The organism is Citromicrobium sp. JLT1363 (assembly GCF_000186705.1).
In the GTDB taxonomy this organism is placed as follows: Bacteria; Pseudomonadota; Alphaproteobacteria; order Sphingomonadales; family Sphingomonadaceae; genus Alteriqipengyuania.
The window spans coordinates 64,162-90,352 of sequence record NZ_AEUE01000003.1; the positions used below are offsets into that span (position 1 = coordinate 64,162).

Here is a 26,191-nt window from a genome sequence, read left to right on the forward strand (position 1 = left end):
ACAAGACATGTTCGGCGGGGGCGAGACGGAGCGCATTTGCGACCTATCGCACGGCCCAGCCGAGTAGGACAGCGCGGCCCTCAAAGCGCAGACCCTAGAACGCAGGAATCCCCGTGATCGCGCGCCCAAGGATCAGCGCGTGGACATCGTGCGTGCCCTCGTAGGTGTTGACCGTCTCGAGGTTAATCATGTGGCGCATGATCTGGTATTCCTCGCTGATCCCGTTGCCGCCGTGCATGTCGCGCGCGACGCGCGCGATGTTCAGCGCCTTGCCAACATTGTTGCGCTTCACGATCGAAACCATGTCGGGCGACCAGTTGCCCTCGTCCATCAGGCGGCCGACGCGCAAGCTGGCCTGCAGGCCCAGCGCGATTTCGGTCAGCATGTCGGCCAGCTTCAACTGGTAGAGCTGCTTGGAGGCGAGAGGCACGCCGAACTGCTGCCGGTCGAGCCCGTACTGGCGCGCGGCGTCCATGCAGAATTCCGCAGCGCCCATTGCGCCCCAGCTAATGCCGTAGCGCGCACGGTTGAGGCAGGAGAACGGACCTTTCAGGCCCTGAACTTCGGGGAACATGGCGGAGGAGGGCACGCGCACCTCGTCCATCATGATCATGCCCGTCGTGCTGGCGCGCAGCGAAAGCTTGCCCTCGATCTTGGGGGCGGAAAGGCCCTCCATCCCCTTTTCGAGCACGAAGCCGCGAATGGCTCCGCCGTGTTCCTCGCTCTTGGCCCAGACCACGAACACATCGGCGAAGGGCGAGTTGGAAATCCAGGTCTTGCTGCCCGAGATGACGTAATCGTCGCCGTCCTTCTTGGCATGGGTCTTCATCCCTGCCGGGTCCGAACCTGCATCGGGTTCGGTCAGGCCGAAGCAGCCGATCAGTTCGCCGCTGGCAAGGCCGGGGAGATACTTCTTCTTCTGCTCTTCGCTGCCGAAGGCCTGAATCGGGTACATCACCAGGCTCGACTGGACGCTGGCCATGGAGCGGTAGCCGCTATCGACCCGCTCGATCTCGCGCGCGACGAGGCCGTAGGCGACATAGCTGGCGCCGACGCCGCCATATTCTTCCGGCACGGTGACGCCCAGCATGCCTGCCTGCCCCATCAGCGGGAAGAGTTCGGGCGCGCTTGCTTCCTCGCGGAACGCGTCGATCACCCGCGGCTGGAGCTCGCTCTGCGCGAAGGCGTGCGCGGACTCGCGGATCATCCGCTCGTCCTCGGTCAGCTGGTCGTCGAGGCGGAAGGGGTCGGTGGCGTCGAAGGGGATCATGGGTGTCGGGCTCGCTTGTTTGGTTGCCCATGCCCATGGCAAATCGGGGGCCACCCCGGCAAGCCCCGCCGAAAGGCGGGGCCGCCTGGCGGAGATGGCGTTCAGGCCGTCTCTGGATCGCGCGCGGCCTGCGATGCGCGGGCCTGCTCGCCGTCGGCCCGGTTCTGATCGGGCTGAAGCGTCTGCTGGACCTGGGTGATGATATCGCCCGGCGGGCAGGGCTTCGCCAGTGCCAGCGCCTCGGGAAACCGGTTCGATACTTCTTCCAGCGGAAGGTGACCGGAATGGAAGATAATGGGCACGTCTTCGGCGATCAGCTTTTCCGCAAAGGGAAAGACCACCGTATCGTGCAGCCGAATGTCGAGAATCGCGAGATCGGGCTTGCGCTTCTGGAAGGCGAGCATGGCCGAATGCAGATCCCCGTGGGGGCCTTCGACCTCGTAGCCGGCCTCGGCGATCGTGTCGCTGAGATCCATGCCGACAATCGGTTCGTCTTCCGCGATGAGGATGACCGGTTGTTCCATGTGCTCTCCTTCAGCGGCCACGAATAGTGTAGAACGGACCCGGTACAGGTTCGTTCCCAAGTGGTTGCGATAAAGAGCAGTTTGTTGCCGGCGGGCTATCTACAACTTGCCGAAGCGCGCTTCATAGGCGGCGGTGTCGCCGCTGTTCAGCAACTTCGCCTGCTCGATCCAGTTGTCGCGCCGGATACGGCCCTTGAACCGGCCCAGCTGATCGTCGATCCGGTCGATATCGGCTTCGTCCCAGGCCGCGATCTGGGCGAAGGACGTCACGCCCAGGTCCTGCAGCTGCGCGGCGAGCTTGGGGCCCACCCCTTTGAGCCGCGTCAGGTCGTCTGCGCCTTCCGGGCGTTGCTGCGCGGCCTCGCTTTCTTCAGCGACGGCCGTGCCGACCGCTGCACCCGCGCCGCCGATGCTGGCAGCCGCTGCCGCCGGTTCGGCCCGGGGGGTCGGCACAGGGGCTGGTGCGGGAGCAGGGGCTGGTGCGGGAGCAGGGGCGGGGGCAGGCGTCGGCGCGGGTTCGGGCGCGGGCGCCGCAGCGGGTTCCTTCGCGGCGGCAGGAGGAGCGTCGATCAGCGCCTGGTTGCGCCTGGCGCCGGGCTTTTCCCCGGGCGTGTCGTCGCGCGTCACCTTGGTCTTGCGCGATCCGGACAGCAGAAACCAGGCGATCACGAAGCCGACCAGCACGGCCAGCAGGATCAGCAGCCAGTTGGCTTCGATCAGTTCAAGCATGAACGTGGAACCTCTCTAGTGTTTTCTTTCCCGCGCATTAACGCGAAAACGCTCCCACCGCAAAGGCCACAGGCTGGCAGCGCCCGCGCCAAGCCCCAGGCCAAGAGCATAGGCGGCGAGGGAGAGGACCACGAGTTCGATCGAAAGTGCCATGTCTTACCTCGCCGCCGGGGTGTCTATGGGAGTGGGCTTGGTGATCTCCGTCGACACCACGCGGAATTCGATCCGGCGGTTGGCCGGGTCCGCCGGGTCGATGCCGCTGACAGGGCGGGATGAACCGTAGCCGGTCGCGCGCAGGTTCTGCGCCGGAATGCCGCGCTCTATCAGTTCGCGGCGGACCATCTGTGCGCGGTCCTGCGACAGCGCAAGATTGACCTGCGGAGAGCCCGACGTGTCCGTATGGCCGGAAATCGCGACGATCGCGCCCACGCAAGGGCGCAGCACTGTGGCCAGTTCGTCGAGCAGTTCCTCGCTGCCGGGGATGAATTCGGCGGAGGATTCCTCGAACCGGATCGTGCGTTCGGCCAGCACGTCCAGCAGATCGCTCTCGCAGCGCAGCGATTCGATATCGGTGTCGCCTGCGGCCAGCATGGTGCCGTCGGTCCAGTGCACGCCGCCCACGCCGGGAATATCGGCGATGGCCTGCGCGATGCGTGCGCGCTCCAGTTCGGTAAGGTCGCGGTTGGGGGTCAGCATCGGGTGGCGGGTGGGCCAGCCGCGCGAGGTGACGAAGCGCACATCGACCGCCGGGTCGTCCCCCTGCGCAGGCAGTTCGCTGACCGCCTGCGACAACTGGCGCACGAGGCCGGTCGCGGTCTGGCTGGCGCTGACCAGAGCGGCTGCGCACACCAGCAGGGCACCGGCGCAAAGAACAAGGGCGGGGCGATCTCTCACCCCGCCCCGATAGACGGCGCCTGCCCACAAGGACAAGATGGCAAAGCGTGGATCAGGGCTGGTCGAGACTTTCGGCCACGCCGACCAGCTTGATGAACTCCTGCCGGTAGAAGTCGCTCTGCGTGCCCGCGAGGGAACGGATGGCGCCATAGCCGTAATCGTCCAGCAGCGTATCGCCGCGCAGCTTCTGCGCGAAGGCGGCAACGGCGGTGGCGAAGGCGAAGTCGCCGCCCGGTGCGGGTGCATTGGCCAGCCGTGCGGCAGGCAGGACCTGCGTGATCAGCGTGGAGGTGTCCCCATCGGGCTGCTTGTAGCGCAGCTTGACGAAGGCCGCCTCGCTCGCCTGACCACTCGCCGCCTGCGGAATCCGGTCCTGATACCGGCGTTCGGGAATCCACCCGTCGCCGCCTGCGGGCACGACCTCGTACAGAGCCGTCACCTGATGGCCGGAGCCGATATCGCCCGCATCCACTGCGTCATTGTCGAAATCCTCCTCGCGCAGGATGCGGTTCTCGTAGCCGATCAGGCGGTACTGGCTGATGACGGCGGGGTTGAATTCCACCTGGATCTTCACGTCCTTGGCGATGGTGAACAGCGTTGCGCCCAGCTGTTCGCCGAGCACCTTGCGTGCCTCAATCGCGCTGTCGATGTAGCCGTAATTGCCGTTACCCCGGTCCGCGATCTGCTCCATCAGCGCTTCGTTGATATTGCCGCGCCCGAAGCCCAGCACGCTCATCGCGATGCCGTTCTTGCGCTTGCCCTCGACATATTCGAGCAGCGCGTCGTTATCGCTCAGGCCGACGTTGAAATCGCCGTCGGTTGCCAGGATCACGCGGTTGATGCCGTCGACCTTGCTTGCCTCGGCCACGCGGTAGGCCAGTTCGAGCCCCGCGCCCCCGGCGGTCGAGCCGCCCGCCTGCAAGTCATCGAGCGCGGCGAGGATTTCGCGCGAGTCGCTGGTCGGTTCGAGCACCAGACCCGCCGCGCCCGCATAGACCACGATCGAGACGCGGTCTTCGGGCGTCAGGCGGCCGACCAGCGTCTTCATCGCGGTCTTCACCAGCGGCAGCTTGTCGGGCGAACCCATCGAGCCCGAAACGTCGAGCAGGAAGACCAGGTTTGCCGCCGGGCGCTCTTCTTTGGGGGCATCATATCCGGCGAGGCCGATCCGCACGAGGCGGGTGTCCGCATCCCACGGGGTGCGCGCGACATCCATGTTTACGGTGAAGGGCGCTTCGCCTGCACCGGGGCGCGGATAGTCGTAGCGGAAATAGTTCACGAACTCCTCGGTCCGCACCGCTGCCTCGCGCGGCATCTGCCCGTCGGTCAGCATGCGGCGGGCATTGGAATAGGAGCCCGTGTCGACATCGACCGAGAAGGTGGAGACCGGCTGTTCCAGCGTCACCGCGACTTCGGCGACCTCCTTGCCGTCGTAGCGTTCGCGGTCGGGCCGCGTGGGTACGACGATGGACGGGACGTAGCGCAGATCGGACGGGGTGCTCTGCTGCGTTTCCGGCGTGGCGGCCTGCTCTGCCGAGATGCGCGAGCCGGTCACGACGACCGTGCTGGGCGAGGCCATGGCCATCGCCGGGGGCGGCGGAGGAGGTGGTGGTGGTGGCGGCGGGGGAGGGGGCGGCGGGATCGGAACCGAGCTGGCGCGGTCCTGCGCGCTGCCGCCGGTATCGCCGGAAGTGGAACACCCCGCCAGGCCGATGCCGACCAGCGCGACGACTGCGAATTTACTGATCCCCATCACTCGCTTCCCCTTTATATTTATTTCCGGGCACTGCTGCACGAAACCTCGGGCGCTGGCCGTGAATGTCTTCTGAATATCCGCTTGCCTCCGACCCGGGGCGGTCCGGCTATCCATCCTCCTTGGTAATGTTGCGGCGGAACAGGATGCGGTCGTCCGCACGGAACCCGACGAACCAGATGATCGCGCCATAGGTCAGCAGGATGGCGGGAATGCCCACGACCAGCTCCAGCCATTCGGGGACCTGCGTGGCTGCCCAGCCGACCAGCGCGGCGGGTATCGCGGCGGCGAACAGCCCCCACCGGAAATTGTTCACCGTGGCCCCGAGGATACGGCCCAGCAGCACGCTCTTCGCGATGCTCGACACCGCCAGCGCGATGGCCAGCGCCAGGGCCGCAGCGGGCGCGCGCAGCGTTTCGGACAGGTCGTATTCGGTAATCGCGACCATCAGGGCGATGGTCAGCGCGGCCTGGAACAGGATCGTCGCAATGGAAATCAGCAGATTGCGCATCCGCGCGATGTAGATCAGCGCACTTTCGGAGACGACGGCCAGCGCGGCGACCACTTCGGCCACCAGCAGGATCGAAAGCGCGGCGGTGCCGCTGACGAAGTCCGGCCCCAGCAGGCCCATCACTGCCTCGCCGGGGATCGCCAGCGCCAGCGCCACGCCCGCCTGCATGGCGACGATCCAGAATCCCACTTGGCACACCTGCTTGGCGATGGCCGAACGGTCGCCCACTTTCAGCGCGGCGGTGATCACCGGGCCCAGGATGGGGTCGAAGCTGGTCTTGAGCTTCTGGGGCAGCGTGGCGACCTGCTGCACCGCGTAATAGACGCCGACCTGCGCGGGCGTGGCGAACTGCGCGAGGATGAAGAGATCGAGCTTGCGCGTGCCCCACTCGATGGCGTCCGCGCCCGCCAGCGGAAGGTTGCGCATGGCCAGCCGGAAGACGCGCGCGGGGTGCGGGCTCCAGCCATGGGGCAGGCCGTAATGGCGGATCACCGGCATGAAAGCCGCGACCGAAGCGGCAAGGATGGAGATCACATAGGCCAGCTCCAGCCCGCTATCCTTGACCACGAGGGCCAGCGCACCGGCTGCGATGGAGATCGTCCACGGTTCCACCACGGCGCGGCTGCGCACGGTTGCGCCGATATCGTAGCGATAGGCGCAGGCCGCCAGCGCAACCTCGGTCAGCGCATAGGGCAGGATGGTGAAGACCAGCAGCCAGGACAGATCCCCGTTCGCGCCATTGGGGAACATCGGACCCGGGAAGACGATCAGCAGCCCGGTGAACGCCAGCGAGGTAATGATGCTCAGCACCATGGCATCGGCCACGATGTGCGACGGCGGCCGGGCGTCGTCCTCGCTCAACTGTTTGGCGAGGCCACGCTTCTGTCCCAGCACCGCGACCTGGCTGGCCAGTTCGATCACCACCACGGCGGCTGCGAACCGCCCCAGCATGTCGTCGCCGTACATGCGCCCGGCGATGAACAGGAAGGGGATGCGCGCGGCCAGCCGGATCAGGAAGCCGAAGAAATTGGTCCGCCCGCCACGGGCCAGTGCTGCCATGTCGGCATTGGCATCCCTGGCGTCGCGGCTGGCAGGTGGTGCGGCGGAGCCCGGATCGCTCAAGCGGGGCGGCTTTCGGTCGTGAGCGGCCGGGCGAGCAGCGCGTCCGCGACATCGTCGGCGCGTGCCCCATCGAGCAGTGCGACCACCGCGTCTACGATGGGCATGTCGATGCCTTCCGCGCGGGCAAGACGCTGGAGCACGGGGGCGGTGTGCGCCCCTTCGGCCACGGTCTGGCGGTTGGCCATCAGATCGGCAGCGTTCTGGCCTTCGCCGATCGCCTTGCCGAGCGAGAAGTTGCGGCTGGAGGTGGAGGAACAGGTCAGCACCAGATCGCCCAGCCCGCACAGGCCCGTCATCGTATCGAAGCTGGCCCCGCGCGCTGCGCCGAACCGCGCCATCTCGGCGAAGCCGCGCGTGATGAGCGCGTTGCGCGCATTCTGGCCCAGCGCCAGCCCGTCGACCACGCCGCAGGCGATGGCGAGCACGTTCTTGACCGCGCCGCCGATCTCCGCGCCTATCAGATCGTCGGAATAATAGGGGCGGAAGTGGGGCCGGGCGATAACGGGGGAAAGCCGTTCCCACTGTGCCTTGCCCCCTCCGCATGCCAGCGTCACCGCAGCGGGCAATCCGTCCGCGACTTCGTGCGCGAAGGTGGGGCCGGACAGCGCGGCGAGAGTGGCCTGCGGGCTGGCTTCGGCCGCCACGTCGCTCATCAGCGCGCCGGTCGACTGTTCGATTCCCTTGGCGCAGATGACGAGATCGCCGGAAAAGCCGGGCAGATCGGACAGCACGCTGCGCAGGTGCTGCGCGGGCACCACGGCCAGGATCGTGCCGGCGTCCGCCACCTCTTTCAGATCGCCGGTCGCCCGGATGTTCGGCGCCAGTTGAGCGCTCGGCAGGAAACGGCTGTTGCGGTGGTTCGTGTTGATATCCTCGACCACTTCGGGCTCCAGCGCCCACAGCAGCACATCGCGCGCGTTTCCGTCATCGAAGGGGCTCGCCAGCATCTGCGCGAGCGCGGTGCCCCAGGCCCCGCCACCAAGTACTGCAACCTGCGCCATTACGCCTTCACTCCCGCTCCGCGCGCGGGCTCTGCCTCGGGGTCGAGCGGCCAGCGCGGGCGTGCCTTGTAGTCCAGCGGATCGCTCTGGCCCAGCCGTTCGCACCCAGCCCAGGCGATCATCGCAGCATTATCGGTGCACAATTTCGGCGGCGGCGCGACGAAACGCATCGCGTGCTTCGCGGCAAGCGCTTCGAGCGCGGCGCGCACGCCGGCATTGGCGGCGACACCGCCCGCGACCACCAGCGCCGGGGCGTGGCCATCGTTTGCGATGGCGCGTTCCAGCCGGTCCGTCAGGCAGTCGATGGCCGCCTGCTGGAAGCTCGCGGCAATATCGGCATTCGAATACCGGCCGCTATCCTTTGCCCGCAACACCGCGCTTTTCAGCCCGGCGAAGGAGAAATGCGGCTCCTTCCCGCCGACCAGCGGGCGCGGCAGCGGGACGGCTTTGGGGTCACCCTCGCGCGCGAGTTTCTCGACCGCTGGCCCGCCGGGAAAGCCGAGGCCCAGAATCTTGGCCGTCTTGTCGAAGGCTTCGCCCACCGCATCGTCGATCGTGGTGGCGAGGCGCCGATACTGACCCACGCCCTCGCAGCGCAGGATCTGGCAGTGCCCGCCCGATACCAGCAGCAGGAGGTAGGGAAATTCGAGGGTTTCATCGACCAGCCGGGGGCTGAGCGCGTGGCCTTCCAGATGGTTGATTGCGATCAGCGGCACATCGCCCGCCATCGCCAGCGCCTTCGCGCTGACCAGGCCGACCATCACGCCGCCGATCAGCCCCGGCCCGGCGGTGGCTGCGATGGCGGAAAGGTCCGCCAGCTCGATCCCGGCCTCTTCCATCACTTCGGCGACCATCGGGGCGATCCGTTCCGCATGCGCGCGCGCGGCGATTTCCGGCACCACGCCGCCATAGGGGCGGTGCGCATCGTCCTGCGAGGCAACGCGCTGCGCGATGATCCGACGGTCCGCCGCCACCAGCGCGACTGCGGTCTCGTCGCAGCTGGATTCGATCCCTAGTACGGTCTGCATGGTCCTTTCCCTTAAAGCAGCGCGAAGGTAGGGCAAGGAAAGCCTATGACCACCAGCCTGCAGAACAATCCGCTCATCCGTCTCGGCACGCGCCGCTCCCCGCTTGCGATGGCGCAGGCGCACGAGGCGCGCGCGCGCCTGTGTTCCGCCCACGGGTGGGATGAAGGCGCGGTGGAACTGGTGCCGGTGGTCGCCGGCGGGGACAAGGTGCAGGACCGCCCGCTGGCCGATCTGGGCGGCAAGGCGCTGTGGACGCGCGAACTCGATGCCTGGCTGGCCGAAGGCCGGATCGACGCGGCGGTCCATTCGCTCAAGGATGTGGAGACCATCCGCCCGCCAGAGATCGCGCTGGGGGCGATCCTGCAGCGCGCGGACCGGCGCGATGTGCTGCTGGGCGCATCATCGGTGGCCGCGATCCCGCAGGGCGCGCGGTTGGGCACCAGCGCGCCGCGCCGCGCCGCGCAGATGCAGAACCTGCGGCCCGACATCGAGGTGGTGCTGTTTCGCGGCAATGTCGCCACGCGCATGGCCAAGCTGCAGGCGGGCGAGGCGGATGTGACGCTGCTCGCCGCGGCCGGGCTGGAACGGCTGGGCGAGGATGGCGTGGGCACGCCGCTGGAGCTGGAGGACTGGCTCCCCGCGCCTTCGCAGGGCGCCATCGGGATCGAATGTCGATCCGGCGATGCGCAGACGCGCGAGATGCTCGCCGCCATCGACCACGCGCCGAGTGCCGCCGAAGTCATGGCCGAGCGGATGCTGCTCGAAGCGCTGGACGGCACCTGCCACAGCCCGGTCGGGATGCTGGCGCAGCTGGATGGCGGGCGGATCGCCCTCAAGGCCGCGCTGTTCAGTGCCGACGGGGGCGAGCGGGTCGACGGATCGGTCGCGGTCGCACCCGACGACGCGCAAACGATCCGCGCTTTCGGAGCCGACCTGCTGGGCCGGGCGACACCGGGGATCGCAGCGCTGTTCTCCGGCAAGGCCTGAGCGCGCGATGGGGCGCAGCGTTTTCGTCCTCCGGCCCGAACCCGGCCTTTCCGCCACGATGGACCGTGGCCACGCGTTGGGCCTGCCGATGGAGGCCATGCCGCTATCGGGGGCCGAGCCGGTCGGCTGGACGCTGCCCGAAGGCGCTTTCGACGGTATCCTGCTGGGCAGCGCCAACGGCCTGCGCCATGCGGGGGAGGGGCTGGAGAAACTGACCGGCCTGCCCGTCTACGCGGTGGGCGCGGCGACCGCGCGCGAGGCGCAGGAGCGCGGCTTCCCGATCGCGCAGGTGGGCAAGGGCGGATTGCAGAAACTGGTCGATGCCTTGCCACCCGACCGGCCCCTGCGCCTGCTGCGGCTCGCGGGCGAAGAGCATCTGCCGCTCCACGCACCCGCCCATGTCCACATCACAACCGCCACGACCTATCGCATCGTTCACCATACGCTGGCCGAGCGCGAGGCCGCGCGGCTGGGGCAAGGCGGGATCGTGCTGCTCCACTCCGGTGCCGTCGCCAGCCATTTCGCCGCCGAGTGCGATCGCACGGGGGTGGATCGCGGCGCTATCGCGCTCGCCGCGCTGGCTCCGCGTATCGCGCGAAGTGTTTCAGATGGCTGGCAAAGCGTGGCCGTGGCAGCGGAGCCGGATGATGCAGCCCTGCTTTCCCTGGCTGCGGATATGTGCCATTAACCACTTACCGCTAAGCTCCGTTGCGGGATCTCGGGGCGACACGGGACTGGATATATAATGGATTTGGATGAAGCCTCGCAGGATCGTACGCGGTTTTCGCGCGCGTTGCTGGGCATAGCGCTGGTGATTGTTCTGCTGGTCGCGGCGGGGGCCCTGTTCCTCGTCTGGCGGCCGGATACCTATACGGATGCCGTCGCCGCGCTGACCGATAATACACAGGAAGACAGCCAGGCGCTGGTCGGCGCGGGCGCAACCCCTGCCGCGACCGGGGACAAGTCCGGCGATGTGCAGGCGGTGGCCGTTCCCACGCCGCGCGCATCGAGAGGGCAGGCCAAGGGTTCGCCCGGCGCCGCTGCGTCCAACGCCAGCGTGGAACGGGTGGAACAGCAGCAGGGCGGCCTCGAACAGCGGCTTGCCGCGGCAGAGCGGCGCCTTGCCCGGCTTGACCTGCAGGCGGAGGCGGCGGCGGGCAATGCGGCGCGCGCCGAAGGCCTGCTGATCTCCTTCGCCACCCGCCGCTCGATCGAGCGCGGCGTCGAACTCGGCTATCTGGCGGACCAGTTGCGCCTGCGCTTCGGCGACGCACTGCCCAATGCCGTGCGCACGCTGGTGCAGATGTCGCGCGATCCGGTCACCATCGACCAGCTGCTAGCGCGGCTCGAAGGTCTCGAACCGGCGTTGCGTGCGTCTCCGCAGGAGCCGAGCCTGCAACGCCTGCGGCGCGAGCTTTCCAACCTGTTCGTGATCCGCCGCCAGACCGCCCCTTCGCCGCAGCCCAAGCGGCGGCTGGAACGGGCGCGCATGTTCCTCGAAACCGGGCGCTACGAAGCGGCGATCGAGGAGGTGCAGAACATGCCCGGGTCCGACGCAGCGGAAGACTGGATTTCCGATGTGCGCCGCTATGCCGCCGCGCAGCGCGCGCTCGACCTGATCGAGACCGCCGCCGTGCTCGAACCGCGCCGTTTGCGCGATGGTTCGGGTGAGCGGATCGATCAGCCCAGCCCGGTGGTCTCGCCTACGCCCGAAAACTGATTGCGCCGCACCGACCAGCGGATCTGCGCAAGCTACCGGTCAGCCCTGCATCAGCGCAGGCACGTCTCCGCTGACGCCGCGCGCTTCGTCCATGAACCAGCGTTTGAGCGGATCGAGCCGCTGCACGCCCACCATGCCGAAGCGGCGGATGGCAGAGGCGCCGGGGCCGGATACGCCGAACAGGCGCGTCAGCCCGTCGGTCGCGAGCGAGACCATGAAGCTATCGAGCCCGCGCCAGCTCTCGTAGCGCTTGAGCAGCTGCGCATCGCCGGGATCGAGGCCCAGCCGCTTGCCTTCCGCGATCACCTCCACCAGAGCGCCCGCATCGCGCAGGCCAAGGTTCAGGCCCTGTCCCGCGATGGGGTGGATGCCGTGCGCCGCATCGCCCACCAGCGCCAGCCGGTGGTCGACGATCCTGGCGGTGTGATGGAAGCCCAGCGGATAGGAGCTGCGCGGGCCATTCGCTTCGAGATCGCCGAACAGGCGGCCCATCCGCTTTTCGACCTCGGCGATGAAGGCACGGTCGCCCATCGCCAGAACGCCGTCGCCGTCTTCCTCGTCAACCGTCCACACCAGCGCGCTGCGGTGCCTGCCCTGCTCGTCGTCGAGCATGGGAAGCAGCGCGAAGGGGCCTTCGGGGTAGAAGATTTCCCAGGCCACATTCTCGTGCGGCCTGGAATGGATCAGGCCGGCAATGATCGCGCGGTGGTCGTATTGCCAGTTGGCGATGGTGAACCCGGCTTCCTCGCGCGTGGGCGAACGGCGCCCTTCTGCCGCGACCATCAGCCGCGCGGCCAGCACGGTGCCATCGGCCAGCGTCGCCGACACGCCATGATTGCCCCGCTCGCGCAGGGTAACGTCCGCGGGCGCATGCCACGCAATCAGCGGTTCTGCCTTCGCCGCTTCGAACAGCGCGACCCGCAGCTGGCGGTTGGCGAACATGCGGCCCAGCGAACCCTCGCCCTCTTCGGGCTGGAAGTCGATCCGCCCGGGCTTGAGCTGGTCGGACACCGCGATCTTCTCGATCGGGCAGCCATGCGCCTCCAGCGCGTCGGCCAGGCCGATATTGGTGAACAGGTTCCAGCTGGCGGTGGAGATGGCGGAAGCGCGCCCGTCGAACCCTTCGGCAGTCAGGCTCGCCGGATCGGCCCGGTCCACCACATGGCTGGAGATGCCCTTCTTCGCCGCAGCCAGTGCCAGCGTCATGCCGACCAGACCTCCGCCCAGGATGAGCAGGTCGCGCGTGTCGGACGGTTTGGCTTTGGTGGACATGGAAGAGGGCGCTCGCTCGCTTGTTTTGGCAGTCTCTCAGCACTAGGCCGCTGGCGATGATCCGCGCAACCCTCCCTTCGGTCCGCCATGTGGTCGGTGCCCTGCTGGCGGCGCTTGCGGCGCTGCTGCTGCCGGGCGTGGCGAGCGCGCAGGAGACCTTCATTGATGCGCGGCTGCTGGTCGAAGGTCCGGTCCAGCCCGGCGGCGAAACGCGGATCGCGATTGCGTTCACGCCAGTCTCCGAGGAATGGCACGGCTACTGGTCCAACCCCGGCGATGCGGGGCTGGGGATGCAGGTCGAGTGGGATCTGCCAGCTGGCGTGTCGATCGGCGCATTTCGCTACCCCGCGCCAGAGCGGCTGCTGATCGGCGAGCTGATGAACCACGTGTTCGAAGGCGACTACGCGGTGGTGGCCCCGCTGCGGATGGCGCAGGGCGCCGCGCCCGACGGCCCGTTCACGCTGCGCGGCACCGCCACCTACCTCGCCTGCACCGATGCGGTCTGCGTGCCGCAAGAGGCGCAGCTGCGTGCGGTCGTCGCGGTGGGCGAGGGGGAACGCGCGGATGCACGCTTCGCTGCATTCCAGAGCGCGCTCGCCGCCCCGCTGGACAGGCCCGCGCGCTTTGCCGTCGAGGGCGACAGGCTGCGGCTCGCCATCCCGCTGCCTGCCACCCTCGATGTGGGCAGTCCGCATGTCTTCATCGAAAACCGCGAGCTGGTGGATTACGCCGCGCCGCAGGTGTTTCGCCGCAATGGCGACATGCTGACGGCGGCGATCCCGCTGGCGCGCGACGCGCAACGGCCCGGGCGGCTTGCCGGGATCGTGCGGCTGGGCGATGGCACGGGATTGTCGTTCGAAGCGGCGCCGGGCGCCGTGCCCACGGGTGGCGCGCCCATCCGCACGGGCGGCGAACTGCCCGCATGGTGGATGCTGATCGGCGCCGCTCTGCTGGGCGGGCTGGTGCTCAACATCATGCCGTGCGTCTTCCCGATCCTGTCCCTGAAAGCCCTGTCGCTGGCGAAGGCGGGCGGGGCAGAGCACACCGCGCGTACCGATGCGCTGGCCTATGCTGGCGGTGTGGTGATCGCCTGCGTGGCGCTGGGCGCGGTGTTGCTGGCCCTGCGCGCCAGTGGAGAGGCGATCGGCTGGGCGTTCCAGCTGCAGGAGCCGGGCGTGGTCGTCGCGCTGTTCCTGCTGGCCGTGGCGCTGACGGCCAATTTTCTCGGAGCGTTCGAGATACCGGGCATGGCGATCACGGGCGGTGGCACAAGCAGGCGCGGCTCTTTCGCCACCGGCCTGCTCGCGGCTTTCGTGGCGACCCCGTGCACGGGCCCGTTCATGGCGGCGGCGCTGGGTGCGGCGCTGGTGCTGCCGTGGCCGCTGGCGCTGGGCCTGTTTGCCGCGCTTGGATTGGGGCTGGCGCTGCCTTTTCTCCTGATCGGCTTCGTGCCCGCGCTGCGCACCCGGTTGCCCAAACCGGGGCAATGGATGGAGACGTTCCGCCGCTGGATGGCGCTGCCCATGGGGCTGACCGCGCTGGCGCTGGGCTGGCTGCTCTGGCGGATCGGCGGATTGACCTGGGTTACGATCTCGGTCGGCCTGGCGCTGATCGTCATAGGTGCGCTGATCCGGATAGGGGAGGCACAGCGGCAGTCACGCCGGGCCCTGCTGCCCGGTCTGGCACTGGTTGCGGCAGCCGGTCTCGCATTCCTCCTGTTCCCCGAGCCGCAGGCTCCGAATAGCGAAGCAGGTGTCCTCGACACGCAGCCCTTCAGCGAGGCCGCGCTGGCCGAGGCGCGCGCGGCCAATCGTCCCGTGTTCGTCTATTTCACCGCCGACTGGTGCGTGACCTGCAAGGTGAACGAAGGCGTCGCGATCGAGACCGAGGGGACCGCGCAGGCGCTGGAGCAGGCCGGCGCGGTGGTTCTGCGCGGCGACTGGACGCGGCGCGATCCGGCCATCACGGCTTTCCTCACGCAGCAGGGCGTGGCGGGCGTGCCGCTTTACCTGTGGTACGCGCCCGGCGCCGCACGGCCCGAACGCCTGCCGCAGGTGCTTACCCCGCGTTCGATCCGGGATCTTGCGACTGCTTCCGCACGGCAAGACGGCAGGATTCGATAAGGTCGCGCGGGGCCTCGCTGGCATTGAGCGCCAGCGTGCCCGCTCCCGGAACGGTCAGCTGCACGCCGCGCAGGCCCGTGAGCGCGTCGAGCTTTTCCGAGGCGAGCGGGATGGCGCCCTCCCAGATGAACGCGCGGCCGTTGTCCACGGCTTCCACCGGCAAGCGTTCCTTGTGGCCGTTGCCGACCAGCGCCAGCAAGGCCTGCGCCCCTTCGTCCGCCCGGGCGAAGCGGGTAATGCGCAGTTTCGGTTCGCTTGCCGTGCCTTGCTCCCCGATCTCGCAGGCGATGGCGGCGAGCGGCTGCTGGCCGGGAATGCCGTAGAGCAGGCGCAAGGGGGTAGTGCTGGGCGCCCACACCGCGCCTTCGGCATCGGGCGAGGGCTGCGGCTCGCTGGCGTAGCTTTGCGTATCGGGCGGATCGGCGCGGCCTTCGTAGCGGTCCGCGGCGGGCGGCTGGCAGGCCGCCAGAGCCAGCGGCAGCGAGACGAGGATGGCAAGGCTGCGGCGCGTCATCGGCTCGCGAAACGACTGGACGGGCGAAAGATCATCGCGGCGCTATGCCAGCCCTTCGCTCAGGGGTAAATCCACCTGAGCCCAGCGCCTCACCGCTATGCGCAGGCTTCGATCCGCTTGAGTTGCATCGCGAAATCGCCGTCGATCCCGTCGGCGATAATCAGGCCGATGCTGTGCGCTTTCTCGGTTGCGAAAGCAGGCGCATCGACCTGCTGCCCGAACAGCGAGGTTTCCAGCCGGGCAAGATCGATCACGGCCACGGACCAGCCTTCGGCGCTTTCCCCGGGCGTCAGGGTCGCACGGTAGGCAATGCGCCGCCCGCGCTCCCTCGCATCGGAGCGCAGCGTCACCTCATAGGTGCGCGCATCGCCCGAATAGACGATGCGAAGCGCCCGCGCCCCGGCCATCGCGCCCTCGGGCAAGGGCCGCCGCAGAGAGGTGAACCCGCCGCCATTGGTGTTGATCGTCCCGGTGAAGGAAAGCGCGCCCTCGACCTGCTCGATATGGCCCTTGGAGAGGCCACCCATGACGCCGTCGTTGATGACTTCCCAGCGCGCGAATTCGTCCGCGTCGCTGAAGTCGACCAGCGTGCGGCAGGTGCCGGGTTCGATGGCGGCGATGCTCATGGCGAGGGCGTATAGCATGGTGGCGGGTTATGCGTATCGCCCGCCGACGTCACTTCGGGCTTTGGGGAGGGGGCCGTGGCGAAGTTCGCAGCTTGCATGGGAAAGCGCGCTCACTTCGGGTCGTTCGCATTCCGGTCGTTCACATGGATCAGGCCGCGCTCGATCCAGGGCGCGCGGGCTCGGTCCTTTTCGTCTTTCGTCAGTCCGGACCAATCGAATGCGAAGCGCGTTCGGTCATCGAAAATCGCGCGATCGAGTTCGGTCTTATCGTCGAGATGCGGGTCCGCCAGATCGGCGCCTTCGAGATGCGCGTACCGGAGATCGGCGCCTTCGAGATGCGCGCGCCCCAGATCGGCGCCTTCGAGATGCGCGGCAAACAGATTGGCGCCTTCGAGATGCGCGGCAAACAGACTGGCGCATTTGAGATGCGCGTTCCCCAGGAAGGCGCCTTCGAGATGCGCGCCCCGCAGACTGGCGCCTTCGAGATGCGCGTTCCCCAGGGAGCTGCCTTCGAGATGTGCGCCCCACAGCTCGGCACCTTCGAGATGCGCGTCCCACAGATGCACGCCGATAAATGAACACCGCGATAGATCGCACGTTGCGAGCAACGCTCCTGGCGGCAGAGCAATCCCGTCAAAAACGGTATCGGGCAGTGGCAGGCGCGAGCTGAAAATGGTTCGCCATTCGTCGCGCACCGCGTCGCGTTGCGACTTGCCCGTGTTGTCTTGTGTGATCTGTTTCGCAGCCTTGCGAACATTTCCGCCTAACTGCTTGGCCGACTGCCTCTCCCCGGGATCGGCCCTCCGCCAGTCTTCGATCTGGGCCAAGATGGCCCGGTATCCCATCCGCTCCGAACTTGCGAGGAGACGCGCCCTCAGCAATTCCCAGGCCGGTCGTTGAAAGCTGACACCATATTCGCCGCGCAGGAATCCGGCCAATTGGTGCGTGGCGGCGATCTGCGAGGTCTCTCTTGCGCTCGCAGGCAGTTTCTCGTCCATCGCGCCTGCGGCACGCATCTGGATTTCCTGAAACTCCTTCAGGTTCACATCCTTGCGCTGGTTTTCCAGCACGGCATTGGTGTGGATGTCACGGAAGAGCCACAGCAGAAATGCGATGGGCAGTCCGACCAGGACGAGCAGCAACTGCGTTGCCTCGCGCCAGTTCATCTTGACTGTCTCATACGACAACAGGCGATCGAGCTTCATCAGAAGCCCGCCGGATTGGTTGCCGAAGAACGTGAAGACGACCCACGCGACGAGGGCGGCGGTCAGGATGATAATCGCCGGCCTAGGCCAGTGTCGTCGCAACGCCCTGAACTTGGGTTCGCGCAGCCATTGTCTGAATTTCAGCCATCGCACCCGCGCCCAGATACGAAAGCGAAAGCGGCGGGGATGCCGCCAGCTCCAGAACTCTTCCTTCCAGAACTGAAAGCCTCGCCACTCCATCCATCAAGAATGTCGCAATTCCTGCCTGCTAGCAAGTAAAGTGCGACATGAGCACTTGCCGCGCTTCTTGTGCCCCCAACGCAATCGTCACCCCGAATTCGTTTCGGGGGCCAGTCTTAGGCCCGTGATAATCGGATCAGGTGGAGGGCTGGATGCCGGACGCGAAGCTGACCGAAGCTCTACCAAGTTCGGCATGATGGCGGAGGGCAAGGTGCTCATTTCTTCTCGCCGAGCGCCTTGCCGATCTGGATGCCTGCATAGGTGAAGGTGCCTGCGAGCATAATAATGGCGACGATCAGGGAGACGATTTCGAAGGGGGTCATTTGGCACTCCGATTGCGGGCGTAACTTGCCCAAGAAAAATCGAGGTGCCTCCCCGTTGCCCCAAAACTTCCGCTGATTTCTAGCAAGTGTCAAGCGTAGGGCTCTCGAGTTCTTGACAGTTCGCCTGTGGATACGGTGAACAGTCGATCCTGCCTCACCGCATCTTCTTCTGCGTCCGACCGTACCGCAGCTTCCGCGTCCCCGGCTTGCCCTCATTGCTGCGCCCAACGCGCGCCGCTTTCTGCTCACCCTCCGGCAAGCCAAGCTCGTCCGCCTCCAGCGAACGAATCTCGTCACGCAAACGCCCTGCCTCCTCGAACTCGAGGTTCGCGGCGGCTTCGCGCATTTTCTTTTCGAGGTCTTCGATGTAGGCGCGCAGGTTGTGGCCCACGAGCGGCGCGGCTTCGTCCTCGGGTTCGCCATCCTCGCCCTTGGTCGCGTGGGCGGTGATGTCGGCGATGGCGCGGCGGATGGTGGTCGGGGTGATCCCGTGTTCCTCGTTATAGGCGCGCTGTTTCTCGCGCCGCCGCTCGGTCTCCGCCATCGCGCGTTCCATCGATCCGGTGATCCGGTCGGCATACAAAATCACGCGGCCATCGACGTTGCGCGCCGCGCGACCGATGGTCTGGATCAGCGAGGTTTCGGAGCGCAGGAAGCCTTCCTTGTCCGCGTCCAGAATGCACACCAGCCCGCATTCGGGAATGTCGAGGCCTTCGCGCAGCAGGTTGATGCCGACCAGCACATCGTACACGCCCAGCCGCAGGTCGCGGATCAGCTCGATACGTTCGAGCGTCTCGACGTCGGAGTGCATGTAGCGGACCTTCACGCCCGCCTCGTGCATGAACTCGGTCAGGTCTTCGGCCATCCGCTTGGTCAGCGTGGTGACGAGCGTGCGGTAGCCTTTGGCGGCGGTCGCCTTACACTCTTCGATACAGTCCTGGACCTGGTCCTCGACCGGGCGGATTTCGACCGGCGGGTCGATGAGCCCGGTGGGGCGGATGACCTGCTCGGCGAAGACGCCGCCGGTCTGCTCCAGCTCCCACCCGCCGGGCGTGGCGGAGACCGCGAAGGTCTGCGGGCGCATCGCGTCCCATTCGTTGAAGCGCAGCGGGCGGTTGTCGATGCACGAGGGCAGGCGGAAGCCGTATTCGGCGAGCGTGATCTTGCGGCGGTGGTCCCCGCGCGCCATCGCGCCGATCTGCGGCACGGTCTGGTGGCTTTCATCGACGAACAGCAGCGCGTTTTCGGGAAGGTATTCGAACAGCGTGGGCGGCGGCTCGCCCGGCAGGCGGCCGGTGAGGAAGCGCGAATAGTTCTCGATCCCGTTGCAGCTGCCGGTCGCGGCGATCATCTCGAGGTCGAAATTGGTGCGCTGTTCCAGCCGCTGGTGTTCGAGCAGCTTGCCCTCGGCTTCCAGCTCCTTGAGCCGTTCGGCCAGCTCGAATTTGATCGCTTCGGTGGCCTGCTTCATCGTCGGGCCGGGCGTGACGTAGTGCGAGTTCGCGTAGACGCGCACCTTTTCGAGCTTCCGGCCGGGCTTGCCGGTCAGCGGATCGAATTCGACGATCTCTTCGATTTCGTCGCCGAAGAAGCTGATCCGCCATGCCGTGTCTTCGTAATGCGAAGGGAAGATTTCGAGATTGTCGCCGCGCACGCGGAAGTTGCCGCGCGCGAAGGCATGGTCGTTGCGCTTGTACTGCAGCGCGACCAGCTTGCGGATCAGCTCGCGCTGGTCGACGCTCTCGCCCTCCTTGATATCGAAGATCATCGCCGAATAGGTCTCGACCGAGCCGATCCCGTAGAGGCAGCTGACCGACGCGACGATGATAACGTCGTCCCGCTCCAGCAATGCGCGCGTGGCCGAGTGGCGCATCCGGTCGATTGCCTCGTTCACCGAGCTTTCCTTCTCGATGTAGGTGTCCGACCGGGGCACGTAGGCTTCGGGCTGGTAGTAGTCGTAGTAGCTGACGAAATACTCGACCGCGTTGTTCGGGAAGAAGCTCTTGAATTCGCCATAGAGCTGTGCGGCGAGGATCTTGTTGGGCGCGAGGATCAGCGCGGGCCGCTGCAGTTCCTCGATCACCTTGGCCATGGTGAAGGTCTTGCCCGATCCGGTCACGCCGAGGAGCACCTGCGTCTTCTCGCCACCCTCCGCCTCGCGCACCAGTTCCTCGATCGCGGTCGGCTGGTCGCCCGCAGGCTCATAATCGCTGACAAGCTCGAACTTCTTGCCCGGCATAGACTTTTCGGGTCGCGCGGGCTTGTGCGGTGTGAATTCGCCGGTGGTGTCGGGCTCGTCGAGCCCGCGTCGGATGATGAGTTCGGCCATGTCGTCCATATTGGCGCATGGGCCGTTCGCCGCAATGGCGGTTGTCGGTCTGGTGGTGCCTGCCTAGGGTGCCTCATCGCGGGTCATGGCCCGCCCACGCAGTTTTACCGGAGCAAAGACCATGCGCATCATCATCGCCGCTACCGCCAGCCTCGCCCTGCTCACCGCCTGTTCGGACGGCGGCGCCGAAGCAGATGCGGGTGCGGATGAGGATGTCGCGATCGCCGAAGAGGACGCCGTTGTCGACGCCGCCACGGACGATGCCGTGCAGTTGCGCGCGGGCCAGTGGGAAAACACGATCGAATTCACCGAGTTCGATGTTCCCGGCGTTCCGCAGAGCATGAAGGACATGCTGGCCAAGCAGATGGGCCGGTCCATCACGACCAAGGCCTGCATCACGCAGGACCAGGCCGAAAAGCCGGATGCAGGTTTCTTCGGCGGTGAGAAGAACGAGAATTGCACCTACGATACGTTCGACCGCACGGGCAACAACCTCAGCCTCCGGATGACCTGCGATGCGGGCAATGGCGGCACTGCCCGGTTCTCCATGGATGGCGAGTACGACGCGGACAGTTTCATCCTGCGAATGGACAACGTCATCTCGGGCACCGAAGCGGGCGATGTGACCATGAAGGGCACGATCACCGGCAAGCGGATCGGCGAGTGTTCCTGAAGACGCGGGCCGGGATGGCCCCCGCCACTGCACACCCCGACCGGCAGGATAGATAACCGACATGCGTTTTGTTCTGGTGGGCGCCACCGCGCTCGCGCTGGCTGCCTGCGGCGATTATCCCGGCGCGTACGAGGAAGCGGAGGCGGGTCCTCCCGCCGGTGACGTGCGGATCGAGCCCGGGCTCTACCGCATGCAGATCACCATCGGCGGCGGCCCGGACGGTTCCGGCATGCAGTACGCGGACGAAAACCAGTGTCTGGCCGAGGAAGACGTCAGCGGCGGCTACCGCGAAATGCTGCTCGACCTGCAGGGACGCGACAGCTGCCGGTTCGAGACCTACGATCTTGCAGACGGGCAACTCGATGCCGTGATGGTGTGCGCGGGCGACGCGTTCCAGCCGGAAACCAGGGCGCGGATCGCCGGGACGGTGACGCCCGAAGCGACCGACCTCCAGATGACGGTCGCCGGGTTCGAGGAAGGCGGCAAGGGTGTGGACATGCGCGTCACCAGCGAACGGATCGGCGATTGCGACGGTCAGGACGCCTGAGCCCGGCGGAATCGTCTTTCCACGACGCCCGAGAACCAACATAGATCGGTTTGGAAACTCCCCGCCTTCTGCCGCATTATGAGGGTATGCGAGGAATTTCGAGAATGCCGCAAGCTGCAAACCAGCAGGCGATGACGACCGGAATCTACGGCTTCACCGCGCTCGCCGACAGCGAGTGGGCGCGGCGCATAGAACTCGCCCGCGAGCCTGATCCTGACGGGCCGGGCGGCCCGCGCATCTGGCTGCTCTTGCGTGAGCTGGGATACCTGTTCGAGCCGGTCCGCCGCCTCTATCGCAGCCTGTTCAACCCGTTTCGCCTGGCCAAGGCCAGAACCCCGCGCATGGTGATGATCCTGCCCGGTTTCGGCAGCAACCCGATCAAGATGCGCTACTTCGCGCGGCGGCTGGAAGATGCCGGCCACACGGTCAAGCGCTGGGGCTGCGGCTATAACTGGGGCTTTTCGGACGAACTCTTCGGGCAACTGGAGGAACGCCTGCTCGACCTGCGACAGCGCGCAGGCGCGCCCGTGGTGCTGGTCGGGTGGAGCCTCGGCGGGCTCTACGCGCGCGAGCTTGCCAAGCGCCAGCCGGACGCCGTGGCCAAGGTCATTTCGATGGGGTCGCCCTTTTCGGGCTCTCTGCGCGCCAACAATGTCTGGCGCATCTATCAGGCGATAGCGGGGCACCGTGTGGACGAGCCGAAGCTTTCCGCCGAACTTTCCCGCAAGCCGCCGGTGGAAACCATCGCCCTGTGGAGCCCGCGCGACGGTGCCATCCGTCCACGCTGTGCCGCAGGCTATCCCGGAGAGCGCGACCGGGCCGTGGCGCTGCGTTGCAGCCACATGGGATTTTCCTATTCGCCCGAGGCCATCAGGGCCGTCGCGCGCGAGATAGACAGGCCCCCGATAGACAGGCCCACGCGCGGCTAGTCAGCGACAGAAGGAACTGTCGCCCACTTCAAGATGAAGATGGTCTGCGTGGGCGGCATCATATTCGGGGCTCAGAACCGTGCCGAAGCGCTTGCAGGCGCTGTCCCGCACCACGCGCAGAAACGCGCGCTCGCCCGGTGTGCCGCCGTTCCAGTCTCCTTTGACGGCGATGCGGCGCCCGTCTTCCAGGATGAACGCCGAAACATCGATCGCCTCGGCCCGCGCATGCGCCGAGCGCTTGTTGCTGCCCGCGACATTGCGGCAGGCATAGCTTCCCATGGTCTCGATGCGCGCCAGCTTGCTGCCGAGATGGACCCGCGCCGCGCGGTCCACCCCGAAACGCGCCCAGCCCGCAAAGGTGCTGGCGGTTGCGCAGGTGACGGGGCCCAGATTGGCAATGGCGAAGCGGCTTGCGTCGCCCTGCAGCCCGGCGAGCGAGACCGTGTCGATCCGCGTGCAGCCGGGCGCGTCATTGGCATTGGGCAGCGGTGAGTAGTTCGCGCCGGTTGCGCTGAGCTGCGCGAAACACTGCTGGCCGGTAACGCTGGGCGTGAATGCGCCGGTCTGGCTGGTGCCGCGCGGAATGGGGGGCAGCGTGCGGCTGTCGCTGGCGCGGTTGCCCGAAGGCAATAGCTGGCAGCCTGACAGGATGATCGCCAGCAGCAGGACAGAGGAAGGTTTCGCTCCACGCATCACGGCCTCATGTATGGCGGATCATCGCTGAACGTTTCCCTAAACGTGCGAACCTATCGGGAAACAATACGCGCGCGCACCTGTTCCCAAGGCATCCCCCCCAAGCCGAACACAGTCAAAAGGCATTTCTTATGCAGCGCTTCAGCAACCGCACCGTAATCGTCACCGGGTCGTCCTCCGGCATCGGTGAGGCCATCGCCCGCCGCTTCGCCGCCGAGGGTGCGAATGTGGTGCTCAACGCCCGCAGCCGGGAGAATCTGCAGAAGGTCGCCGCCGATCTGGACGACGAACGCACGCTGCTGGTCGATGGCGATGTTTCGGATGCGGCCTTTGCGAAGGATCTGGTGGCGCGCACGGTGGAGCGGTTCGGCGGGCTGGATTGCCTCGTCAACAATGCCGGCACGGCCACCGCAGGTCCGCTGGCAGAAGCGAGCGACGAGGACATCGACAAGGTGATCGACGTCAACGTGAAGGGCGTGATGTATCTTTGCCGCGCTGCGATCCCGCATCTGGCCAAGAGCGATGCGCCCGGCGGCGGCTCCATCGTCAACACCTCCAGCGTCTCGGGCACGGGCGGCGACTGGACCATGCCGATCTACAACGCCAGCAAGGGTGCGGTGACCAACCTTACCCGCGCGCTCGCGCTGCAGCTGGGCGAACAGGGCGTGCGGGTGAACGCGGTGTGTCCCTCCATGACGAAGACCGCCATGAGCGAGGGCATCCGTGAGGATGACCAGCTGCTCGAGGCATTCCTGCGCCGCATCCCGCTGGGCCGACCGGGCGAGCCGGAGGATGTCGCCAGCGTGGTCGCCTTCCTCGCCAGCGATGACGCCCGCTTCGTGACGGGCGCGAACCTGCCGGTGGATGGCGGCGTGAGCGCATCGAACGGCCAGCCCAACTTCATGGCCTTCGACTAGGGCCGGGCGCGGCATGGACGCAGTGCCGATGGCATTGGTGACGCTGCTGATGGCACTGGCCTTTTCGGCGGTGCACCTGTTCGTCGGCCGCCTGCGCTTCCTCGACGCGACGCCTCGCAGCCGGTGGCTGAGTTTTTCCGGCGGCGTCGCTGTCGGGTACGTCTTCCTGCATGTCATGCCGGAACTGGCGGCGCACGCGGGCACCTTCCGGCAGGCCACCGGGCTGGACGAGGCGGCAGCGGAAGCCACGGTCTATGTGCTGGCGCTGATCGGCCTCGCGCTGTTCTACGGCGTGGAGCGGGCGATCGTTGCGAGCCGGGGTGGGCGCCAGACGCAGGAAAACCCGCAGAGCCGGACTTTCTGGCTCCATATCGGGGCGAGCGCGCTGCTGGTCGGCATCATCGCCTATCTGCTCAACAATCGAGAGGATACGGGCTGGATCGGGCTGGCGCTGTTCTTCGGCGCGATGATGCTGCACTTCGTGACCGCCGATTTCGGGGCGCGCAGCGATCACGCGCAGATCTACGACAGGCGCGGGCGCTGGGTCCTTGCCGCCGCCACGATGGCGGGCTGGGCAGCCGGGCTGCTGCTGGACCTGCCCGAACTGGCGATCGGCGGCCTGTTCGCCTTCGTGGGCGGCGGGATCATCCTGCTGGTCATGAAAGAGGAACTGCCCGAAGAACGGCGCAGCCGCTTCCTGCCCTTCGCGCTGGGCGCGGCGCTATACGCGCTGCTGGTGGTCGGTGAACTGATCGTGCGTCAGTCCTCGTAGGAGGCGAATTTCACGATCAGGATATCGAGATCGCGCGTCGGTTCGAAATCGGTCTTGACCACTTCGAACTGCGTCGGGCCGATCTTCGTCACCCCGTTCATGCAGAAGCTGACCAGGTTTTCGGTCGAACCCTTGTCCACCACCAGCCGGAAGGTCCCGATCGGGCCGTTCCAGTTCGCGCCGGAGGAGAGGACGTAGCCGATCCAGGTTTCGTGCATCCAGGCCTGCACGTTCTCACCCGAAGCTTTTGCGGCCAGCCGCCGGTCCACTCCGGCGAGGAAGTGGTCGTCCACGCAATAGCGCGCCCGGTATTCGGACAGGCTGCTGTCCTCGCCATTATTCCTGTATTGCGGGTAAAGCGCGCCGCCCACGCTTCCGCCCACCATGGGCGCATATTCATGGCTGACGCGCACCTTCGAACGCGGCGCGAAGCTCTGTTCGCGCACGAAGTAGGTCACCCCCTCCCACGCGGGCACAACGCGGCCTTCGAACTGCGGATCGTCACGCCGGGCCAGCCCCTTTTCCAGCGCTTCGGCCACCCGCTGCGGCGATGCGCCGTCGAACGGATTGCCCTCTTCCGTGGCGGTCCAGTAGACCGGGAAGCCGTGGGCGATCACCTCTTCGGTCACGTCCCGATCGCCGATCATCGCGCGGTCGTATTGCAGCAGGCGAACCGGGCGCCCATCGACGCGGGTGGCGAAATCGAAGCCTGACCAGTCCTGGCTTTCGTCGTAGTACGCGTAACTCGTGTCGATCAGGCCGCGCGGCTGGCCGGGCATGGGAAAGGCAATGGTGGTTTCGACATAATCGTCGGTCGGGTTTTCGAACACGTAGTCGACCGTCACCTTCTCTTCGGAGATGAACAGGTCTTCGCTGAGCAGCCTGAGATCGCTCGAGGGTTTGAGGACGATCCCGCCGAGGCCGATCTCCGCTTCGGAATCGTTCGCGGCAATCGGGCTGGCAAGCAGGAAGCCGGCTGCTGCCAGCAGGGCGAGTCTTGGCAGAATGGTGGCAGGCATGGTGGCGATTCCCCATCAATCGCGCGACCCTGCGTTGCTGTTAGCACGGCACGCGCCGCGAATGCAGAGGTTTCAGCTAGGCGAAACGTCGTCCGGCGTCTCGACCTGTTCCCACAACTCGATCTTCACGCCGTCGGGATCGAGCAGCCAGGCGAACTTGCCGTAGCCCTCGTCGACATGCCCGACGATCTCGACGCCCCTGGCCTTCAACTGCTCGACCATGCCGTCGCAGTCGTCGACGCGCAGGTTGATCATGAAGCCGCCCGTTCCGGGCCTTATGTATTCCTCGTCCGGAAAGTGGCTGATGAGCGAGTAGGGCGCTTCGTGCGGTTCGTCCGCCCATGCCAGCTGCGGTCCGTACTCGCCGGTAAGGCCCAGCACCTCTGCGTACCACCTGCGGGTCTTTGCGGGGTCTTTCACCACGTAGAAGACGCCGCCCAATCCCGTCACTTTCGCCATGTCCCGTTCCC

General features: G+C 66.7%; 25 protein-coding genes. 9 read left to right on the top strand and 16 right to left on the bottom strand.

The annotated features are described in order from the left end of the window. Nucleotides 1–94: 94 nt before the first annotated feature. The 8 genes from ADAD_RS0104815 to tsaD all read right to left on the bottom strand — a co-directional run bounded on the left by ADAD_RS0104815 (nt 95) and on the right by tsaD (nt 8,832). The gene (locus tag ADAD_RS0104815; RefSeq protein WP_010410397.1) at nt 95–1,270 is read right to left on the bottom strand and encodes an acyl-CoA dehydrogenase; all 1,176 of its coding nucleotides are present in this window, start codon (nt 1,268–1,270) and stop codon (nt 95–97) included. A 101-nt stretch (nt 1,271–1,371) separates the two neighbouring features. Then, complete coding sequence (locus ADAD_RS0104820) at nt 1,372–1,794, bottom strand: response regulator (protein ID WP_010410401.1); 423 nt, start codon at nt 1,792–1,794, stop codon at nt 1,372–1,374. 99 nt (nt 1,795–1,893) lie between these two features. Beyond that, nucleotides 1,894–2,523 carry a hypothetical protein gene (locus tag ADAD_RS0104825; RefSeq protein ID WP_010410404.1) on the bottom strand — a complete coding sequence of 210 codons (630 nt, stop codon included), beginning with the start codon at nt 2,521–2,523 and terminating at the stop codon, nt 1,894–1,896. 156 nt (nt 2,524–2,679) lie between these two features. Further along, nucleotides 2,680–3,372: an OmpA family protein gene (locus ADAD_RS0104830; RefSeq protein WP_010410407.1), complete on the bottom strand. Its 693-nt coding sequence runs from the start codon at nt 3,370–3,372 to the stop codon at nt 2,680–2,682. A 97-nt stretch (nt 3,373–3,469) separates the two neighbouring features. After that, the gene (locus ADAD_RS0104835; protein WP_033193190.1) at nt 3,470–5,170 is read right to left on the bottom strand and encodes a vWA domain-containing protein; all 1,701 of its coding nucleotides are present in this window, start codon (nt 5,168–5,170) and stop codon (nt 3,470–3,472) included. 109 nt (nt 5,171–5,279) lie between these two features. Next, entirely contained in the window at nt 5,280–6,803 is a 1,524-nt protein-coding gene (locus ADAD_RS0104845) for a polysaccharide biosynthesis protein (RefSeq protein ID WP_010410412.1), read from the bottom strand. Then, the gene (locus ADAD_RS0104850) at nt 6,800–7,804 is read right to left on the bottom strand and encodes an NAD(P)H-dependent glycerol-3-phosphate dehydrogenase (protein ID WP_010410415.1); all 1,005 of its coding nucleotides are present in this window, start codon (nt 7,802–7,804) and stop codon (nt 6,800–6,802) included. The genes ADAD_RS0104845 and ADAD_RS0104850 overlap by 4 nt, the downstream gene beginning before the upstream one ends. Further along, complete coding sequence (gene tsaD / locus ADAD_RS0104855) at nt 7,804–8,832, bottom strand: tRNA (adenosine(37)-N6)-threonylcarbamoyltransferase complex transferase subunit TsaD (RefSeq protein WP_010410416.1); 1,029 nt, start codon at nt 8,830–8,832, stop codon at nt 7,804–7,806. Before tsaD ends, ADAD_RS0104850 begins: the two co-directional genes overlap by 1 nt. A gap of 45 nt (nt 8,833–8,877) precedes the next feature. Here tsaD and hemC point away from each other — a divergent pair, with 45 nt between their 5' ends. The 3 genes from hemC to ADAD_RS0104870 are packed head-to-tail and all read left to right on the top strand — an operon-like array spanning nt 8,878 to nt 11,539. Beyond that, nucleotides 8,878–9,819, top strand: a complete 942-nt coding sequence (gene hemC / locus ADAD_RS0104860) for a hydroxymethylbilane synthase (protein ID WP_010410417.1) — start codon at nt 8,878–8,880, stop codon at nt 9,817–9,819. A 7-nt stretch (nt 9,820–9,826) separates the two neighbouring features. Beyond that, a complete protein-coding gene (locus ADAD_RS0104865) occupies nt 9,827–10,507 on the top strand; it encodes a uroporphyrinogen-III synthase (RefSeq protein WP_010410418.1) in 681 nt (226 codons plus the stop codon). Between the two features lie 57 nt (nt 10,508–10,564). Next, on the top strand, nt 10,565–11,539 hold the full coding sequence (locus tag ADAD_RS0104870; protein WP_010410419.1) for a hypothetical protein: 975 nt from the start codon (nt 10,565–10,567) through the stop codon (nt 11,537–11,539). Nucleotides 11,540–11,578: 39 nt separating this feature from the next. Here ADAD_RS0104870 and ADAD_RS0104875 read toward each other — a convergent pair whose 3' ends face one another. Then, complete coding sequence (locus ADAD_RS0104875; RefSeq protein ID WP_010410420.1) at nt 11,579–12,811, bottom strand: FAD-dependent monooxygenase; 1,233 nt, start codon at nt 12,809–12,811, stop codon at nt 11,579–11,581. Nucleotides 12,812–12,867: 56 nt separating this feature from the next. On the opposite strand from ADAD_RS0104875, the gene ADAD_RS15550 reads away from it, so the two are divergent. Continuing rightward, nucleotides 12,868–14,934 carry a protein-disulfide reductase DsbD family protein gene (locus ADAD_RS15550; RefSeq protein WP_010410422.1) on the top strand — a complete coding sequence of 689 codons (2,067 nt, stop codon included), beginning with the start codon at nt 12,868–12,870 and terminating at the stop codon, nt 14,932–14,934. Here ADAD_RS15550 and ADAD_RS0104885 read toward each other — a convergent pair. The 4 genes from ADAD_RS0104885 to uvrB form a co-directional block, all read right to left on the bottom strand. Beyond that, a complete protein-coding gene (locus ADAD_RS0104885; RefSeq protein ID WP_029139920.1) occupies nt 14,870–15,448 on the bottom strand; it encodes a hypothetical protein in 579 nt (192 codons plus the stop codon). The genes ADAD_RS15550 and ADAD_RS0104885 overlap by 65 nt on opposite strands. 95 nt (nt 15,449–15,543) lie before the next feature. Further along, entirely contained in the window at nt 15,544–16,092 is a 549-nt protein-coding gene (locus ADAD_RS0104890) for a CIA30 family protein (RefSeq protein WP_139020344.1), read from the bottom strand. A gap of 92 nt (nt 16,093–16,184) precedes the next feature. After that, nucleotides 16,185–17,519: a pentapeptide repeat-containing protein gene (locus tag ADAD_RS16295; RefSeq protein ID WP_010410427.1), complete on the bottom strand. Its 1,335-nt coding sequence runs from the start codon at nt 17,517–17,519 to the stop codon at nt 16,185–16,187. 477 nt (nt 17,520–17,996) lie between these two features. Next, nucleotides 17,997–20,171, bottom strand: coding sequence for an excinuclease ABC subunit UvrB (uvrB, locus tag ADAD_RS0104905; protein WP_029139921.1), 2,175 nt, complete (start codon nt 20,169–20,171; stop codon nt 17,997–17,999). 121 nt (nt 20,172–20,292) lie between these two features. Between uvrB and ADAD_RS0104910 the strand changes: the two genes are divergently transcribed. The 3 genes from ADAD_RS0104910 (at nt 20,293) to ADAD_RS0104920 (ending at nt 22,320) form a co-directional block, all read left to right on the top strand. Continuing rightward, nucleotides 20,293–20,844: a DUF3617 domain-containing protein gene (locus ADAD_RS0104910; protein WP_010410434.1), complete on the top strand. Its 552-nt coding sequence runs from the start codon at nt 20,293–20,295 to the stop codon at nt 20,842–20,844. A 61-nt stretch (nt 20,845–20,905) separates the two neighbouring features. Next, nucleotides 20,906–21,391, top strand: coding sequence for a DUF3617 domain-containing protein (locus ADAD_RS0104915; protein ID WP_010410436.1), 486 nt, complete (start codon nt 20,906–20,908; stop codon nt 21,389–21,391). Nucleotides 21,392–21,495: 104 nt separating this feature from the next. Next, complete coding sequence (locus ADAD_RS0104920; protein WP_010410438.1) at nt 21,496–22,320, top strand: esterase/lipase family protein; 825 nt, start codon at nt 21,496–21,498, stop codon at nt 22,318–22,320. Here the strand turns inward: ADAD_RS0104920 and ADAD_RS0104925 are convergent, their stop codons facing one another. Then, nucleotides 22,321–23,013 carry an extensin family protein gene (locus tag ADAD_RS0104925; protein ID WP_010410440.1) on the bottom strand — a complete coding sequence of 231 codons (693 nt, stop codon included), beginning with the start codon at nt 23,011–23,013 and terminating at the stop codon, nt 22,321–22,323. It lies immediately after the preceding gene. Nucleotides 23,014–23,144: 131 nt separating this feature from the next. Between ADAD_RS0104925 and ADAD_RS0104930 the strand changes: the two genes are divergently transcribed. Together ADAD_RS0104930 and ADAD_RS0104935 are read left to right on the top strand one after the other, a co-directional pair. After that, nucleotides 23,145–23,930 carry an SDR family NAD(P)-dependent oxidoreductase gene (locus ADAD_RS0104930; RefSeq protein ID WP_010410444.1) on the top strand — a complete coding sequence of 262 codons (786 nt, stop codon included), beginning with the start codon at nt 23,145–23,147 and terminating at the stop codon, nt 23,928–23,930. Nucleotides 23,931–23,943: 13 nt separating this feature from the next. Continuing rightward, nucleotides 23,944–24,702: a hypothetical protein gene (locus ADAD_RS0104935; protein WP_010410447.1), complete on the top strand. Its 759-nt coding sequence runs from the start codon at nt 23,944–23,946 to the stop codon at nt 24,700–24,702. Here the strand turns inward: ADAD_RS0104935 and ADAD_RS0104940 are convergent. Together ADAD_RS0104940 and ADAD_RS0104945 are read right to left on the bottom strand one after the other, a co-directional pair. Beyond that, entirely contained in the window at nt 24,690–25,721 is a 1,032-nt protein-coding gene (locus ADAD_RS0104940; RefSeq protein ID WP_010410450.1) for a DUF4424 family protein, read from the bottom strand. The two genes, ADAD_RS0104935 and ADAD_RS0104940, sit on opposite strands and share 13 nt — an antisense overlap. A gap of 72 nt (nt 25,722–25,793) precedes the next feature. Further along, nucleotides 25,794–26,180 (bottom strand): VOC family protein, encoded by a 387-nt coding sequence (locus ADAD_RS0104945; protein ID WP_033193191.1) that lies wholly within the window; start codon nt 26,178–26,180, stop codon nt 25,794–25,796. Between the last annotated feature and the right edge of the window lie 11 nt (nt 26,181–26,191).

Excerpts from the sequence above, each read along its gene's own strand:
- ADAD_RS0104865 (WP_010410418.1), top strand. The coding sequence starts at position 9,827 with ATGGGGCGCAGCGTTTTCGTCCTCCGGCCCGAACCCGGCCTTTCCGCC.
- ADAD_RS0104835 (WP_033193190.1), bottom strand. The coding sequence starts at position 5,170 with ATGGGGATCAGTAAATTCGCAGTCGTCGCGCTGGTCGGCATCGGCCTG.
- uvrB (WP_029139921.1), bottom strand. The coding sequence starts at position 20,171 with ATGGCCGAACTCATCATCCGACGCGGGCTCGACGAGCCCGACACCACC.
- ADAD_RS15550 (WP_010410422.1), top strand. The coding sequence starts at position 12,868 with ATGATCCGCGCAACCCTCCCTTCGGTCCGCCATGTGGTCGGTGCCCTG.
- ADAD_RS0104820 (WP_010410401.1), bottom strand. The coding sequence starts at position 1,794 with ATGGAACAACCGGTCATCCTCATCGCGGAAGACGAACCGATTGTCGGC.
- ADAD_RS0104915 (WP_010410436.1), top strand. The coding sequence starts at position 20,906 with ATGCGTTTTGTTCTGGTGGGCGCCACCGCGCTCGCGCTGGCTGCCTGC.
- hemC (WP_010410417.1), top strand. The coding sequence starts at position 8,878 with ATGACCACCAGCCTGCAGAACAATCCGCTCATCCGTCTCGGCACGCGC.
- ADAD_RS0104935 (WP_010410447.1), top strand. The coding sequence starts at position 23,944 with ATGGACGCAGTGCCGATGGCATTGGTGACGCTGCTGATGGCACTGGCC.
- ADAD_RS0104890 (WP_139020344.1), bottom strand. The coding sequence starts at position 16,092 with ATGCTATACGCCCTCGCCATGAGCATCGCCGCCATCGAACCCGGCACC.
- ADAD_RS0104815 (WP_010410397.1), bottom strand. The coding sequence starts at position 1,270 with ATGATCCCCTTCGACGCCACCGACCCCTTCCGCCTCGACGACCAGCTG.
- ADAD_RS0104920 (WP_010410438.1), top strand. The coding sequence starts at position 21,496 with ATGCCGCAAGCTGCAAACCAGCAGGCGATGACGACCGGAATCTACGGC.
- ADAD_RS0104930 (WP_010410444.1), top strand. The coding sequence starts at position 23,145 with ATGCAGCGCTTCAGCAACCGCACCGTAATCGTCACCGGGTCGTCCTCC.
- ADAD_RS0104825 (WP_010410404.1), bottom strand. The coding sequence starts at position 2,523 with ATGCTTGAACTGATCGAAGCCAACTGGCTGCTGATCCTGCTGGCCGTG.
- ADAD_RS0104850 (WP_010410415.1), bottom strand. The coding sequence starts at position 7,804 with ATGGCGCAGGTTGCAGTACTTGGTGGCGGGGCCTGGGGCACCGCGCTC.
- ADAD_RS0104910 (WP_010410434.1), top strand. The coding sequence starts at position 20,293 with ATGCGCATCATCATCGCCGCTACCGCCAGCCTCGCCCTGCTCACCGCC.
- ADAD_RS0104885 (WP_029139920.1), bottom strand. The coding sequence starts at position 15,448 with ATGACGCGCCGCAGCCTTGCCATCCTCGTCTCGCTGCCGCTGGCTCTG.
- ADAD_RS0104945 (WP_033193191.1), bottom strand. The coding sequence starts at position 26,180 with ATGGCGAAAGTGACGGGATTGGGCGGCGTCTTCTACGTGGTGAAAGAC.
- ADAD_RS0104925 (WP_010410440.1), bottom strand. The coding sequence starts at position 23,013 with ATGCGTGGAGCGAAACCTTCCTCTGTCCTGCTGCTGGCGATCATCCTG.
- ADAD_RS0104875 (WP_010410420.1), bottom strand. The coding sequence starts at position 12,811 with ATGTCCACCAAAGCCAAACCGTCCGACACGCGCGACCTGCTCATCCTG.
- ADAD_RS16295 (WP_010410427.1), bottom strand. The coding sequence starts at position 17,519 with ATGGAGTGGCGAGGCTTTCAGTTCTGGAAGGAAGAGTTCTGGAGCTGG.
- ADAD_RS0104870 (WP_010410419.1), top strand. The coding sequence starts at position 10,565 with ATGGATTTGGATGAAGCCTCGCAGGATCGTACGCGGTTTTCGCGCGCG.
- ADAD_RS0104940 (WP_010410450.1), bottom strand. The coding sequence starts at position 25,721 with ATGCCTGCCACCATTCTGCCAAGACTCGCCCTGCTGGCAGCAGCCGGC.
- tsaD (WP_010410416.1), bottom strand. The coding sequence starts at position 8,832 with ATGCAGACCGTACTAGGGATCGAATCCAGCTGCGACGAGACCGCAGTC.